We start from the raw sequence: 15,674 nt of genomic DNA on the forward strand, positions 1-15,674 counted from the left end.
CACACCTCACAATCTCCTGAGTCTTGGGTTCAACACTCTATCCAATGCCACACCAATAAGCACGAATGTCAATGCAACCAATGAAATTGCCAGTCCTGGTGGAATAACCCACCACCAGTATCCGTTAATTGTTGCACTGTTTGTCTGAGCATCATAGAGGATCTGTCCCCATGTAACCGCTGTTGGATCACCAAGTCCAAGGAAGCTGAGTGATGCTTCAGTGAGAACGGCTCCAGGAACGCTTAAAGCCATAACAGCAAATGCATAAGGCATGATCTGCGGCATGATATGCTTGAATATGATCCTTCCTGTTCCAGCGCCCAAAGCTTTTGCTGCCTCGACATAGGTCTGCTCTTTAATCTGGAGCGCCATACTCCTTGCAACCTTGGCAATTCCAGTCCATCCGAACATCACCAGCAGGAAGACTATTGTCCACAATGTAACGTGTCCCTTGAATGCTGCACCCAAAAGGATGAGGATCGGCAACGTTGGGATTGAAGCAACAAACTCGTTAACTCTCTGCATAAACTCGTCCTTCCAGCCACCAAGGTATGCGCTCGTGACACCGTATGCAATTCCGATTAAAACGCTCAAGACTGCTACTGACACACCAACGACAAGTGAAACCCTTGTTCCCCATACTAAACCTGCCCAAAGGTCTCTTCCTTTGTAATCCGTTCCCATCAGTCCATAAGTTCTTCCAGTGAGGATGATTTGGATCGGCTTTAAGTCAACTTTATCCCCCTTGTTAAACGTGAATATCTCAACCTGGAACTTGTAGTCTCCGTGGAGAGGTTGTGGGTTTATTAGTATCCCAGGTTCAGCTTTTGCAAATATGACCTCCATGACATCCATTGTGCTTTTTATTGTTTCAACTCTACCCTGAAGGTTCTTTGGGTCTTCAAACTGAGACGCCCAGTTAAACACATTGTTCCTAACAGCACCCATTTTGGCAATCTGATAAATTGAACCTTCTACTAAATCGGCACTCAAAAGCTCGATCTTTTTCCCATCGGGTCTATAAACCGTAATTACGATCTGGGCTGGGGTGTTGAGATCAGCAAGCTGAACCCCAATGTTCTTTATTATCAAATCTTTTGGAGGTAGATCGTACCTATTATTGTAGTCAAATTCAAAAGCGTAGTATTTTATCCCTCCCCCTAAATCCTGTCCTTCAGCTGTAACCTTCAAGTCATTATAGGTAAGAACCTCGTGGGCTGCAAGCTTTTTTGCAGTGAAATAGTTATACCATACTGGGGGAACATTTGTAGGATTGCCTTCCCAGTATGTAGTCCATTTCTTTGGAATGTCTGGTTCAGTTATGTAAGGGGCTGCTATTGCCGTGAAAACTAAGAGAGCAAGTAAGAATAATCCAAGCAACCCACCTTTTTGCCTTCTAAATTCAAACCAGAAATCCTTAATGCTCTCCTTTACATCGACCCATCTCATTTGCCTCACCTCATGTTTGCTGGGATGCACCAACTTTAACTCTTGGATCAAGGTAACCGTATGCCAAATCCGCAAGTATCATGCTTATTAGATAAAGGGCAACTGTAACGAATGTAACTCCCATGAGGAGTCTCGTTTCGTTTTGTTGTAGAGCAGTCCAGTAGAGTCTTCCCATTCCCGGCCAGTTGAAGACACCCTCTGTAATGATTGCACCACCCAAGGAGCCGAGAAGACTGAAGATCGTCATTGTGATGATTGGGGGGGCAGATGCTCTCAGAGCATGTCCGTAAATAACTTTTCTTTCCGGAACACCTTTAGCCCTTGCAGCCATGATGAAGTCTTCCTGCATTGTGCCGATCATGATGTTTCTGGTTGTCCATGCCCAACCTCCAAAGAGGACAAACACTATTGTCCCCACAGGGAGTACCATATGATAAAGGATGTCAGTGTAGTATGCAAATCCTTCCTTAGGTGGAGTGGATGTCATACCACCACTTGGGAACCATCCAAGTTTGAACGAGAAGATTAAGATTGCAATCATTCCAAACCACCACATTGGTATACTGCTCGTTAGCATTGCAATAATGGAAACTGCCCTGTCCAATGCACTTCCTGCAACTTGAGCTGCTTTAACACCTAAGAGAAGGCCAATCAGAATAACAATTATCTGTGCTGTCGTGAAGAGTAGAACTGTTCTTGGAATTGCGGCTGCGATAATCTTTTTAACGTTAGTCTCACCGAATATTGGAGTTTTTGTATTCCCAAAGTTTAGAGTTAGAGTGTCCTTTGTTCTCTCTAAGACCCTAACCCAGAAAGGCTTGTCTAATCCATATGCGCGAATTAATCTGTTGTACTCATTTTGATACCACTGCTGAAACCTTTCAGGATCGGCTGAAAGCTGCTTCATAAGTTCCGGATTTGCCCTTAGCTTCATATTTATCTGCTCCTGTATGCTTGACTTTAAGTCCTCCTCTGCAACTTTTGTAAACAGAACTGAAACAAGTAGCGTTACTAATGCCAGAACTAAAAGCGCATTTAAGAGTCTAATTGCCAAATAACGACCGTATCCCAAACCTCACACCTCCCTGTTCAGACATGTTCATTCGGGACATTTCTCATTCATCAACATTTTCAATCTTGTAAAACTTTTATATATTTTTCTATAACGATAAGTGGGAGACGTATATTTCAAGAAAATGAAGTAGTAAAACCCGCAGTGTACCAAATTGTTTGTATATGGAGAACAGAGAAAAACACCAAGTTCCAAAAACAAAGTAAAAGTTAGAAAGAAGGAAAGAGCTCACTTCCTCCTTCTCAGGAGCAGTGGAATCAATGCCAGTCCTACAAGTGCTGCTGGACCACAGACACCTGTCTTGGTCTCGGTTGGTGATGGTGATGGACTTGGGCTTGGTGATGGGCTTGGTGATGGAGATGGGGTCGGTGATGGTGACGGACTTGGAGATGGGCTTGGGCTCGGGCTTGGTGATGTAACCTGCTTCTTGATTACAATCAGAGTCTTCTTGTCAGTGAATGATGTAACACCTTCCATCAGTCCGCCTTTGACATAGATGTCGTATCTTCCAGCCTCCCACTTTGCAGTCTCTGAACCTGGAACAGTTATCTCGAAGACTCCTGCCTTAGTGAGTTTAGCCTCGCCTGTGTAGACTGGATTACCGTTCTCGTCTCTTATCTCAATGTAGACGAATCCCTTGTCAGCCGGCTGGGTTCCCTCTGTTGGGTACTCAACGACCATGTTTGCCCTGACTTCAATCTTCAGGTCATCGCCTGTGAAGACCCTTGTTGGAACATTGACGCCAGCAAGCTCAAGCTTTGCAAGGATGAGCTTCTGCTTCCAGTAGTCAACGCTGAACGGATAGGTTGGGTCTCTGAATGCTTTGAGTTCAACGAATATCTTGTCTGGGTCGTACTTCTCAATGTAGAATGGACCGTTGCTGACTACAGCGTTGCCGTGCTCGTCAATCCACTTGATGAGTGCGTCGTAACCTGGTGTTGGGTCTTTAACATCGTTGGCAATTGAAGGTGGAACTGCCTTCTTTGCTTTAAGCGCCTCAAGAACCTTCCTCAAGTCTGCAACGTGATCTTTGATGAGCAAGTCAAGCTGTGCAACACCCTCTGCCTCCTCACTGAAGGAGTACTTCTGTGATGCTCCATATTCTTGTCCCTTTGCAACGAGTTCGCTCATTGCGTAGAGGAGCTGCCATGGGAGCGTTGGCCAGACAGCGTTGTTTGCAGCGATGACATCATCAGCAATTGGGTGGATGTAGTCTGTATAGACTGCAATTGTGTCCTCATCGACGAACTCGTAACCCTTTATCTGCTTGGCGATATCAACGAATGCGTTAGCGATCTTCTCATCGTAGTATGGATCGTTGTCGCCATTCTTGTAAGCCCATTCATAGTTGAATGCTATTGCGTACTTGAAGTCTGCCATTGTCATTGGCTGTCCATCGTGCCAGTTGCCAAGCTTACAGTCGTAGGTAACCTTGGCTTTAGCCTCCTGACCAGCGTATGGTGAAACCCACTTCTTCACAGTTGCGTTCCAGATGACTGCGGTCTTAGGCACCTTAATTGGCCCTCTCTCAACCTTGAAATCACATCTGACTGGGATGTATGTTCCGGTTGAGAGATCTGTGTAAACTGGGTAGTCTCTAACAACCCTCCAGATTGCACTTGCATAAACGTCGTCGATACCACCGACTGGGTTGAATGCGCTCATGAAGAGTGCACCGGTTGCTGAGTACTCGGCAACGTTGACAACCTTGTCAGGTGTTTCAGCAGTTATCAGGCTCCATCTTGTCCAGAGACCGCTTGAGACATCTCTTGCAATCGCTTTAACTCTGTTCTTGTTGACTGGGAAGTATTCCCAGGTTTCTGCAGTGAACATTCTAATGCTGTCCATTATACCAAGTCCCATTGATATCTTCTGGAGATCCCAGTACTGGTCAGCATTTCCTTCTTCAAGCTTGTACTCCTTACCATTGACTTTAACGCTTGTTAACACGAGAAGCTTTGTGACGTCGTCAATTGTCCAGTCGTAAAGCTCCTTAAGCTTGTCTCCAACATAGTACTTGAGACCAAGTGCCTCAACGGCCTTGTCTGGGCCTCCTATGTAGTCAATGAAGTCCTTAACTGTAAGGGTTGGCTTGTACTCCCATCCAACTGGAGCTGGAAGCCATCCATACCAGTCAGCATACCAGAAGGCTGTGTAGTCATCTGGCCACTTGACGTTAACTGTTGAAACCCAACCAGCAGTGTAGAGGTTCCATTCGTAGTTCTTTGGATCGCTCAGGTAAACTGTTGATGATGCCTTTCTCCTATCCCAGAGAAGCCTCTGAACCTTGAAGTGGAAGAACTTCTCAATTAAGTCAGCAACATAAAGACCCTCGTCTTTTCTTCTATCTTCAATTCTTATGATGAACTTAACCGTAACGGGCTCACCATCAAAGTACCACCACTGTCTTCCGTTCTCATCGGTCTTGAGCTCGAGTTTGTGTCCCTGCTTTGCCAATTCATCAGCAGCTTTCTTCATAGCTTCTTCAACCATCTTCTGTGCCTTGGCAACGTCAGCTGTAGCTGAAATTCCAAGAGCCTTATAAACTGGCTCAAAGTATGGGTTAGCACCTGTGCTTGGTCTGATACCACCAATCATTGGAGCTCCGCTACCTTGGAGGATGTTCTGAACAATGTACTGCCTGCTGACGAGCCAGTTCATTGCAAATCTGACTTCCCTAATTGCAAATGGGTTGAAATACTTCTTCTCACCGACTGTAATCAAGTATGGGCTGTCATCGTCATGGACGGGGTTCATGGTAATTTCCCAGTAACCGCTTGCTGTTTTGATGAGCTTTAAGTTGTTTAAAACATCTGCTGGTAAGTCCTTGAACTTAGCTCCGCTGACTGACCAGAGGAATATATCCAAGTCTCCTTTTGCAACATCTGTTATACCAGTTTCCTCATTAGTCCTGATTGAGATATACACAGTGTCAGGGGCTGGCCCCTGCTCTGCTGCAGCTAATGGTCCTAAAAGCATAACAAAAACAAACAACAAGGCCAAAATTCCAGACCTCTTCATGGTTTAGTCCTCCCTCATTTTCTTAAACACTACTGCATTTCTTAGGGTATAAAGGCATAAGATTATACATACGATTCCTATTTAAGAGTTACGTTTTTGTAAAACTTTGAGAATGTTCATTGTACTCCTGCAAGCCCATACACGAAGAAGAGCACTAACATTGGAACTCAAGCTTAATGCGACAATATTATTGGACAGTTCCAGCATTAATTTAATAAGCAAGCATGTTTTATCAGATCATCCAGATAAAATTTTGTAGAAAGCCGAGAAAATCGTCTGAAACCTTATTTCATGACATTAATATCGAAAATCTTAAAAACATTGGACATTTGACGTTTAAACGGGCACTTATGCATGAGCTTGTTCTAAAGGGCAAGTTTTTTGTTGAAAAGCATGTCATAAATGGATACATTGGAGTTGATAATGGTAAAATTACAAAGTTCTCAAAAAAGCCCCTCAAGGGGGAAAAAATCATCGAAACAAAAGCTCACGAGGTCATAATGCCTGGAATGATTGACGTTCATGTTCATTTAAGGGATTTCAATCAAAATCATAAAGAGACAATAAAAAGCGGCACTATGGCTGCTCTTCATGGAGGAATAACAACGGTATTTGATATGCCAAATACAGATCCACCAGTTATGAGTAAGGAAATTTTTGAAAAGAGGGCAGAGCTCTTCAAGAGAAAATCGTATACAGATTACGCATTGAGTTTTTTAATTGCAGGAAACTGCAGTGAGGTTAAAAGTGGGAAAGCAGATTTTTATAAAATCTTCATGGGAGCCTCCACAGGAGGAATTTACTCGAAAAATTTTGAAGAAGATTATAAGTGTGCTAACAAAAGGGTTAGTGTCCACGCTGAGGATTATGAGCTAATTCAAAAATTCCCAGAGAGGCCTAACATTGTGGAGGTCAAAGCTATTGAGAAAGCTCTGAATATTAGCAAAAAACTAAAGAAACCTCTCCACATTTGCCACGTCTCTACAAAAGAGGGGTTAAAGAGAATTTTAGAGGAAAGTCTTCCATGGATAAGCTTTGAAGTTACTCCTCATCACTTATTCCTGAATAAAAAGGACTTTAAGAAAAATCCACTTTTAAAAGTGTACCCTCCACTAAGAAGCAAAGAAGATGTCATATATCTTTGGCAGAACTTTGAAAAAATTCCAATCGTTGCAAGCGACCACGCACCCCACACTTTGGATGAAAAAGAAGAAGGTGCAGCAGGTTTACCTGGGTTAGAGACAGAATTAGCACTTCTCCTGACGGCATACAACAAGGGCATGGTTTCCTTTTGGGGTATAATTGAAAAAACATCCCTAAACCCTGCCAAGATTTTTAGAATAAAGAACAAAGGTTTTGAAGTCGGGAAAGACGCTGATTTAATAGTTGTGAACTTAAAAGAAGAGTGGAAAGTTCAGCCTGAAGAATTTTACACAAAAGCGGAATGGAGCCCATTTGAAGGATGGAAGCTGAAAGGGAAGGTTAAGATAACTCTGCTTAGAGGAAAGGTTGTTATGGAAGACGATGAAATCGTAGGAAAGCCAAGGGGGGAGAGAATTGTTATTGAGAGTTGAGCTAACTGAAGTATGGGAAGAAGCCAAGAACATTAAAGCCTTCCGCTTTAACAGAAAGCTCAACTTTGTGCCGGGTCAATTCATAATGGTGTGGCTTCCGGGCTTTGGGGAAAAGCCGTTCAGCTTAGCTGATAAAGACCTAATTCTCGTGAAGAGAGTCGGAGCATTTACATCAAAAATGTTTGAACTGAAAGAAGGGAATTACATTTGGATTCGTGGTCCTTATGGAAAAGGGTTTGAGCCAGAAGGTGAGAACATTGGAGTGATTGCAGGTGGAATTGGAATTCCCCCACTGTATGCCCTTGTAAAGCATTATAGAGAGCATTTTGAGAGAATCACTTTAATTTATGGATCAAAAAGCAGATATGAATTCGCACTGCTCGACATTGAGAATTATGTTGATGAAATTATTTTAACAACTGACGATGGAAGCTTAGGAGTTAAAGGCTTTCCAACGGATGTTTTAGCAGAGAGAAAGGATGAATTTGACTATGTTTATACCTGCGGTCCCGAAGTAATGATGGCAAAAGTCCTCGAAATTATGAACTTCAAGAACGTTCAAGTTTCAGCTGAGAGGTATATGAAGTGCGGAATTGGTGTCTGTGGAAGCTGTGCTCTTGGGGAATACCTCGTGTGCAAAGATGGGCCTGTGTTTTATGGGGAACAGCTCAAGAACACAGAGCTTGGAAAATTCAGGAGACTGCCAGATGGAAGGATTGCCAGACTTTAACTATTTTTGTCCAATTAAATTTTTAACACCATCACGAACTCTCTTTTAAGGTGAGAAAAGTGAAGTACACTTGGGAAGAATTTGCGAGAAAAATGGGGATTGAAGTCGAGAGACTGGAAAATAAAGAAGCCAGAGAGCTAAAGAAGTTTGTTGATGAGCTAATAGTTCCAACTCACTGTCAGTTCTGCCAAGGATTGGATTTAAGCATCGATAATCCCGTCCATCATCCTTCCTACGAGCTGACGCCAGCATGCAATCATGACTGCATCTTCTGCTATTCAAATGTGGCAGTAAAATTGGGAAAAGCCCCAAAGCCCGGCTATTATGGCTGGGAGAATCCAAAGGCAATAACAATTTCCCAGTATGGAGAACCTTTGCTTTCACCAAGAATTGTTGAAGTTAATAAGATGCTCCGTGAAAAGTTTCCAGATGCCAGATTGGACTTGCAAACTAATGGGAGTCTTCTAACAGAGGAACTCTGGCAAAAGCTTGATTTCGATTTAGTTATGATAAGTTTGGATGCCGCAAGCAGAGAAAAGCACAGAATGATTACAAATGCTGACACATTTGATAAAGTTGTAAATGCCCTCAAAATAGTTGGTTCTGATAAATCGGTTCGTTCAATTGTGAGGACAATCTTTATGCCGGGGATAAATGATGAGGATATTCCAAAGATCGCAGAGCTTGCTGCGTCACTCGGAATTGACGAAATGATGCTCCAGCCTTTGACAATTCATAAACTCAACGAAAAGAGGCTCAGAAAAGCAGGCTTGGACTTTGAAAGGGCGGAAAGTGTTAGGGAATTGCTTAGAATTGCAATGAAAGCCAAAAAATACATAGATGTCAGAATAAGAGGATGTCTGCTGGTTCAGCTCAAGAAAATGGATGCCTTAACACTCTACAACGTCTACAAGGTATCAAGGGATGTTGCCCCTTTGGTTAAAAGAGAGAGAAAGGAGTTGGGCGAAGTTGAGGAAACCTGTGATGGTGGGGTTAGAATCAACATAGGAGAGAATGTGAACATAGAAAAAATAGAGATGTCTCTAAAAAAACGTAGGATAAAATACCTCAAAACAAAAAATTTGATTAAATTCACAAAAGAGGATGTTGAAATAACCGTGTTTAAGAATGGAAAAATTTTGATAAGAGGGACTAATGATAAAGAAGAGATAAAGAGAATTATAAGTGAGTTTGGTCTCTAAGGGGGGATTGAATTGGACATTTTCCAAGTACTTGCTTATGTCCTCATTATACCATTCGTTTTATTGAATGTAATGATTTCAATGATGAGATTTTTCATTTCGGCAGGAAGCAAATTGATGACAAAGATTTTCAGAATACAAATTCCCAAAAATGAAAAGAGAGAGTACGAAATTTTGTTTACGATCACGTGGATAGTAGCTGGGATATATGCCCTGAAAAGTTTCAAGAACACAAACATACTCTTAGGAATCCTGATATTTTTGACTTTCAGAAATGGTGCAGCCATATCTAAAAAACTCATTTACGGAATTCACGATGCAAATTTGATTAAAGAAAATGCAGAAGACAAGAAAATTTTAGGTTTAATAAATAGAGCAGTTGGGCTTGGCATACTGTCCGAAATCCTGTTCTTATTTATTTGGGCTCTCTCTTACAGAGCTATAACAATCGGAATGAACGCACTTCTTAGATTAGGGCTTAATGAGCTGGTTTTATATCTATGGATTGCAGGAGTCGTTTTTGGAGCAGTATTCGGGATGTTTATCTCCCATAACAATAAGGGAATCCTCCTTCAAAATGAAGTGATGCTTGTCCTTTTATTCGCCGGAAAGAAAGGATTTAGAACATTCATGAGTCTAAAACAGGGAACAAAACAAAACTTTTAGAAAATGGAGGGATAATATTTTAAACCCTCAAGATTTCCTTATATCATGCTCACATGCTCAGTTTGTATAAACAATGAGAAAACATCAAAGATCAAGATTGTCAATGGAAAGCCTATTTGTAAGGAATGCATAGTGTACCTCAGCCATAAACCGGATAAGAGCAAGATTCAGGCAGAATTGGAGGAGCTTATGAAGGATGTTGATAAGGCAATTGTGGCTTTTTCTGGCGGAAAAGACAGCACAGTTGCACTTTATTTAGCCAAAGAAGTTTACAAGGTTCCAGAGCTTGAAGCAGTTATGATTGACCACGGGTTTATGGCAGGGGAAGCGATTGAAAATGCCAAAAGAATAGCGGAATACCTGAACGTGCAGTTTACAATTCTGAGATATGACTATTCAGACATCTTTCGCGAGGCTTTCTTAAAGGCTCAATCTCCATGTAGAAGATGCTCAAAGAGAACCATGGAAAAGCTGAGGAGGTATGCACTGAAGAAGGGAGTTAAATACATAATCACTGGGCATGAGTTACCTTTCGGTCATCATCCTTATCGTTTGATGTCTGGTGGAATAATCCAAATCAGGCTTTTGAGCTTGATGAGCGAAAGCGAGAGGTTTGAAATTCTGGAAAAACTGCCTTTTGAATTCCCCAATTTAGCTGGGTATACAACGAACTGCCTCATCTTAGGTCCAGCCTTGGAGAGGTACTATGAAAAACACAGCTTCAGCTTTGAGCATAGGAGAATAGCAGCTTTGGTTAGGTATGGACTTTTAGACAGAAAGAAAGCTTTGGAAAAAGTGAAGAAGCCAGAGATTCCAGAAGAGATAAAGAGAACGGTCTACGAGCGTTTAAACTTGGAGGAGTTGCTTTAATTTTTCCTTAGCAATCTCAAGCACCTTCTCCGGCTCAACCTTAAATCCTCCACCTTTAGCTAAAACTTCACTGCCTCCCCCACCGCCGCCTGTCTCTTTGATGACTTCCCTCAAAAGCTCCTTCATTGAAACACCTTCAACACCTCTATTCTTTGCAAATATCACATAGTTCCTCCCAACAAATAGAGCAATCGTGTTTGGATTCTTATCTACCAAATAGACCACAAAAGCTTGAGCATCTTTCATGTCAAGCTCTTCAACCGTGCTAACGATTTTAATTCCCTTAACTTCTTCAGATCCCCTTAAAAGTGCTTTAGCCTTCCACTCCCATAATTCAAGCCTCAAAGCTTTTTTCTCCTCTTCAAGCTTTACAATCTCGTTTTTAAGTTCCCTAACCCTCTTAATCAAAGGCCTGTTCTTGTTTGGCATCTCATCCAAGCTTTCCCAGTAATCTTCCAAGAGCTCATCTAAATATCTCAAAGCTCTATTGCCGCAGACGAACTCAATACGCCAGATATTTTTGCTCTTCTTGTAGAAGTTCACAACTTTAATAAAGCCGACTTCTCTCGTGCTTTTTACATGAGTCCCCCCACAAGGGATTACATCAACACCCGGAATGCTGACAATCCTTATTGGGGGTTTAATCTTATCAGAAAGATCTTTTCGGAGCTGGTTTCTTAAATCCTCTGGAAGCTCATTGTAAAATTCAATTTCGACAGGCAAGTCTTTGCTAACAATTTCATTAGCCCTAATCTCAGCATTTAAAATATGCTCCCAGGTCAGCTTTCCGTTAAAATTAATCTCAATCTTGTTGTAGTTTTCAAAAATTTGAAAGCCCGTCGTGTTGCTGTCGTACAAATCTTTTAGAACTGCTGAGAGAATGTGCTGACCCGTATGCTGCTTCATGTTTTCGTATCTCCACTCCCAGTCAAGCTCAAGCTCAACTTCTTCTCCAGGCTTTGGCTCCCTGCCTTTCAAGGTTCCCTCATGCCAAATCTCATCTTTACCATAAACTTTCTCTACTCTAATTTCAAAGCCATCTCCTCTGATAATTCCTTTATCGCTTGGCTGACCGCCACCTTCGGGATAGAAAATTGTCCTGTCAAGATTAAGCCTGACTTTATTTCCCCTAATTTCAAGACTTTCAATTTTTGCCTTTGCTTCGTTGAGATAAGCATCCTCATAAAAGAGCTTAGCAGTCATGGAATCACCCAACAGAGAATAAAAAGGACAATATAAAAATGTTATTAGATGAAAAGCTCACTCAGCCTCAGCTCTCGCTTCAAGGATTGCTTTAACCCTTTTAAGCCTGAAGAAGTTTTCTCTTTCCATTTCATCCAAGTGTTGGCTGATGAACTTTACAGTCGCTTGCATTCTTGGGATTATTATGTATTCGAGGGCATTTACTCTCCTCTTTGTCTTTTCAATTTCCTTTGCCAATCTTTTGAGGGTTTCTTCAACTTCAGCCAAGCGAATAGCTAATTCCAATACCTCCTCAAACTTCTCCGCTGCCAGATCAACCCTTGGAGAGCTTGCAACAAACGTATACCCTCTTTCATCAGGCTTTCTCTTGAAGGATTCTGCTTCAATCAGCGGCACTGAAACACCCATGATGTTTCTCTTCCTTATTTCGACTTCCTTGTTTGGCTTAACACCAAGGGCAATCTCCTTAAGTCTTAACACCCCAACGTCAATCTCGGCCAAACGTAAAGTTTCAAAGGCTTCCCCTATCTTCTGGTTAAGCTCCCTCCTCAGGTTCAATGCCTCGTCATAAATTGTAAAAAACTCCATGATCAAAGCATCTTGCTTCTCCTTGAGGAGCTTATGTCCCTTCTCTGCAAGCTTAATGCGCCTTTTTAGTTTGAGCAACTCCATACGTGTTGGCTTGACTTTAAGCATCTCTGGCATCTCAGCTCACCTCAGAAAATAATGGAATCAAGAGGAGCGCCTGTACTTTGGATGATACTTCCTGATGTACTTTGGCTCAATTCTCTTAAGCTCGCTCTCTGGAAGCATTGCAAGCAATTCCCAGCCGAGGTCAAGTGTTTCTTCAATGCTTCTGTCCTCATCGTATGCCTGAGCAACGAATTCCCTCTCAAATCTGTCAGCGAAAGCCAAGTACTTCCTATCGGTCTCAGATAATGCCTCTTCACCGACAACTGCAACCAAGTCTCTTAAGCTCCTACCCTCAGCATAAGCGGCATATAGCTGCTGGCTTAATTGTGGATGATCCTCTCTTGTTCTTCCCTTACCGATACCATCCTTCATCAATCTGCTCAATGATGGCAGAACGTCAATTGGTGGATAAATGCCTTTTCTGTGCAGGTCTCTGCTGAGAACGATCTGACCCTCTGTAATGTAACCTGTCAGGTCTGGAATTGGGTGTGTAATGTCATCGTCAGGCATCGTGAGAATTGGCATCTGGGTAATGCTTCCTTTCTTCCCTCTAACTCTACCAGCCCTCTCGTAAATTGTTGCCAAGTCTGTGTAGAGGTAACCGGGATAACCTCTCCTCCCCGGAACTTCCTCTCTTGCGGCTGAAATTTCACGCAAAGCTTCACAGTAGTTTGTCATGTCCGTGAGAATGACCAAGACCTGCATATCGTAGTCGAAAGCTAAGTATTCAGCAACTGTGAGAGCCATTCTTGGGGTAATGATACGCTCAATAGCTGGATCATCTGCAAGATTGAGGAAAAGCACAGCCCTCTCAATTGCACCCGTCTCTTCAAAGCTCTTTTTGAAGAAGTTTGCTTCCTCATATGTGATGCCCATCGCTGCAAAAACTACAGCGAACTGCTCTTCTTCCCCTAAAACCTTAGCCTGCCTTGCAATCTGAGCAGCTAACTGGTTGTGTGGCAAACCAGAACCGCTGAAGATTGGCAGCTTTTGACCCCTAACGAGGGTGTTCATTCCATCGATAGCAGAAATACCCGTCTGGATGAAGTCCCTTGGGTATGCTCTCGCGACGGGGTTGAGTGGGGCACCGTGAACATCTCTCCTGTCCTCCGGAATTATCTCAGGACCTCCATCAATTGGCTTACCAATGCCGCTGAATACTCTTCCAAGCATATCCATGCTCACTGGGACTTTCAATGTCTCGCCGGTGAACCTTACGCGTGTGGTTTTAACATCCAAATCCCTTGTTCCCTCGAAAACCTGAACAATTGCCATGTCTTCCCTTGCTTCCAGCACTTGACCTTTTCTCCTCTCCCCGCTCTCTGTCTCTATCTCAACGACTTCACCATAAGCTACTCCTTTTACTCCCTGAACGATCATGAGAGGACCGTAGATCTTGCTAATTGTGGAATATTCTCTTCCTGACATTCTTATCACGCCCCATACTTCTTAAAGAGTTCCTCAAACTGTTCCTTTGTCTCATCAATAAGCTTGGCAATCTCATCAATGTTTGGTTCAAACTTCATTCTACCAATCTTCTCCCTCACTGGAAGTTTGGCAATCTCTTCAACCGGTATCCCCCTGTCAATTGCCTGCATGGTGTAGTTGTAGAAGTTAAGCAGAACACGCATCATTGTGACCTGCTTCTTTGGTGGACAGTAAGTGTCAACCTCATGGAACGCATCCTGCTGGAGATAATCTTCTCTGATCATTCTTGTGACCAAGAGAACTGCTCTCTCCCTATCTGGCAGAGCATCTGGACCAACAATTCTGACAATCTCCTGGAGTTCAGCCTCCTTCTGAAGGAGCTTCATTGCAGTATCCCTCATTTCCTTCCACTCTGGGTCAATATTTTGATGCCACCAATCTTTGACTGCATCAACATAAAGCGAATAGCTCATAAGCCAGTTGATTGCTGGGAAGTGTCTTCTTCTTGCTAAGTCTGCATCTAACGCCCAGAAAACCTTTACAACTCTCAATGTATTCTGAACGACAGGCTCTGAGAAGTCACCACCGGGTGGTGAGACAGCTCCGATAACTGAAACGCTTCCAACTCTGTAATCGCTTCCCAGTGTGACAACTCTACCAGCTCTCTCATAGAATTCAGCAATTTTTGAAGCTAAATATGCTGGATAACCTTCCTCACCAGGCATCTCCTCTAAACGACCGGAAATCTCTCTCAAAGCCTCAGCCCATCTTGAGGTTGAGTCTGCCATCAAAGCTACATCATATCCCATGTCTCTGAAGTACTCCGCAATTGTGATTCCAGTGTAAATTGAAGCTTCTCTCGCTGCGACAGGCATGTTTGAGGTGTTTGCAATTAAAACTGTTCTTTCCATCAAGGGTTTTCCACTTCTTGGGTCTTTGAGCTTTGGAAATTCTTCAAGAACATCTGTCATTTCGTTGCCTCTCTCACCGCAGCCGATGTAAACCACAACTTGGGCATCACTCCACTTTGCTAACTGGTGCTGTGTAACCGTCTTTCCGCTTCCAAAAGGACCTGGAATTGCCGCAGTTCCACCTTTGGCTTGTGGGAAGAATGTGTCAATTGTTCTCTGGCCAGTGATAAGCGGAACATGCGGTGGGAGTTTCTCCTTGTAAGGTCTCTTCTTTCTGACAGGCCACTTCTGATACATTTTTAATTCTTTAATCTCACCGCCTGGTGTCTTAACTTTCGCAACGACTTCCTCAATCGTATACTCTCCTTCTTCAGCAATTTCAACAATTTCCCCCTCAATTCCGGGGGGGATCATTATTTTGTGGACGATCAGACTTGTCTCCGGGACTTCACCGATAATGTCTCCAGAAACTACTTTGTCACCGACTTTAACCTTCGGTGTGAAGTGCCACTTTTTGTCCCTTGGTAGGGCTGGAGCTGTCAAACCTCTTGCAATGAAATCACCGCTTTTTTCTCTGAGAACTTCAAGAGGTCTCTGAATACCGTCATAAATCGAAGTCAGCAAACCAGGACCGAGTTCAACGCTGAGTGAAGCACCCGTTCCAATAACCGGTTCTCCCGGCTTAAGGCCTGCGGTTTCCTCATAAACCTGGATGACAGCTTTATCTCCCTCGAGCCTAATGATTTCCCCTATCAGACCAAGTTCACCAACTTTAACGACTTCGTACATTCTTGCTCCTCTCATGTTATCAGCAACAACCAGAGGTCCGGTAACTCTAATCACCTTTCCCATTTT

The 15,674-nt window shown here is 42.9% G+C and carries 12 protein-coding genes and 1 pseudogene; 6 read left to right on the forward strand and 7 right to left on the reverse strand.

Annotated features, from left to right (window positions below; genetic code table 11):
- Positions 1-6 precede the first annotated feature (6 nt).
- The 3 genes from TERMP_RS08340 to TERMP_RS08350 form a co-directional block, all read right to left on the reverse strand.
- Positions 7-1,449, reverse strand: coding sequence for an ABC transporter permease (locus TERMP_RS08340; protein WP_013467958.1), 1,443 nt, complete (start codon positions 1,447-1,449; stop codon positions 7-9).
- 10 nt (positions 1,450-1,459) lie between these two features.
- Positions 1,460-2,521, reverse strand: a complete 1,062-nt coding sequence (locus TERMP_RS08345; RefSeq protein WP_013467959.1) for an ABC transporter permease — start codon at positions 2,519-2,521, stop codon at positions 1,460-1,462.
- A 228-nt stretch (positions 2,522-2,749) separates the two neighbouring features.
- Positions 2,750-5,542, reverse strand: coding sequence for an ABC transporter substrate-binding protein (locus TERMP_RS08350; RefSeq protein WP_013467960.1), 2,793 nt, complete (start codon positions 5,540-5,542; stop codon positions 2,750-2,752).
- A 350-nt stretch (positions 5,543-5,892) separates the two neighbouring features.
- Here TERMP_RS08350 and TERMP_RS08355 point away from each other — a divergent pair, with 350 nt between their 5' ends.
- From TERMP_RS08355 to TERMP_RS08375, 6 genes and pseudogenes are all read left to right on the forward strand, one after another.
- On the forward strand, positions 5,893-7,116 hold the full coding sequence (locus TERMP_RS08355) for a dihydroorotase (protein WP_013467961.1): 1,224 nt from the start codon (positions 5,893-5,895) through the stop codon (positions 7,114-7,116).
- A complete protein-coding gene (locus tag TERMP_RS08360) occupies positions 7,100-7,846 on the forward strand; it encodes a dihydroorotate dehydrogenase electron transfer subunit (RefSeq protein ID WP_048159810.1) in 747 nt (248 codons plus the stop codon). The genes TERMP_RS08355 and TERMP_RS08360 overlap by 17 nt, the downstream gene beginning before the upstream one ends.
- Before the next feature lie 92 nt (positions 7,847-7,938).
- Positions 7,939-8,808, forward strand: a pseudogene (locus tag TERMP_RS08365) (radical SAM protein); the annotation flags it as partial.
- A gap of 75 nt (positions 8,809-8,883) precedes the next feature.
- Positions 8,884-9,048: a hypothetical protein gene (locus TERMP_RS11700; RefSeq protein ID WP_237702889.1), complete on the forward strand. Its 165-nt coding sequence runs from the start codon at positions 8,884-8,886 to the stop codon at positions 9,046-9,048.
- A gap of 12 nt (positions 9,049-9,060) precedes the next feature.
- Entirely contained in the window at positions 9,061-9,714 is a 654-nt protein-coding gene (locus TERMP_RS08370) for a hypothetical protein (protein WP_013467964.1), read from the forward strand.
- 45 nt (positions 9,715-9,759) lie between these two features.
- The gene (locus TERMP_RS08375) at positions 9,760-10,584 is read left to right on the forward strand and encodes a 7-cyano-7-deazaguanine synthase (protein ID WP_013467965.1); all 825 of its coding nucleotides are present in this window, start codon (positions 9,760-9,762) and stop codon (positions 10,582-10,584) included.
- On the opposite strand, the gene TERMP_RS08380 is transcribed toward TERMP_RS08375, so the two are convergent.
- Genes TERMP_RS08380 through TERMP_RS08395 form a run of 4 tightly spaced genes read right to left on the reverse strand, consistent with a single transcriptional unit; the run spans position 10,561 to position 15,671 of the window.
- The gene (locus TERMP_RS08380; protein ID WP_013467966.1) at positions 10,561-11,787 is read right to left on the reverse strand and encodes an alanyl-tRNA editing protein; all 1,227 of its coding nucleotides are present in this window, start codon (positions 11,785-11,787) and stop codon (positions 10,561-10,563) included. The two genes, TERMP_RS08375 and TERMP_RS08380, sit on opposite strands and share 24 nt — an antisense overlap.
- A gap of 57 nt (positions 11,788-11,844) precedes the next feature.
- Positions 11,845-12,492: a V-type ATP synthase subunit D gene (locus TERMP_RS08385; RefSeq protein ID WP_013467967.1), complete on the reverse strand. Its 648-nt coding sequence runs from the start codon at positions 12,490-12,492 to the stop codon at positions 11,845-11,847.
- A gap of 27 nt (positions 12,493-12,519) precedes the next feature.
- The gene (locus TERMP_RS08390) at positions 12,520-13,908 is read right to left on the reverse strand and encodes an ATP synthase subunit B (protein ID WP_013467968.1); all 1,389 of its coding nucleotides are present in this window, start codon (positions 13,906-13,908) and stop codon (positions 12,520-12,522) included.
- Positions 13,909-13,913: 5 nt separating this feature from the next.
- Positions 13,914-15,671, reverse strand: a complete 1,758-nt coding sequence (locus TERMP_RS08395; RefSeq protein ID WP_013467969.1) for an ATP synthase subunit A — start codon at positions 15,669-15,671, stop codon at positions 13,914-13,916.
- Between the last annotated feature and the right edge of the window lie 3 nt (positions 15,672-15,674).

This window comes from Thermococcus barophilus MP (assembly GCF_000151105.2).
GTDB lineage: Archaea > Methanobacteriota_B > Thermococci > Thermococcales > Thermococcaceae > Thermococcus_B > Thermococcus_B barophilus.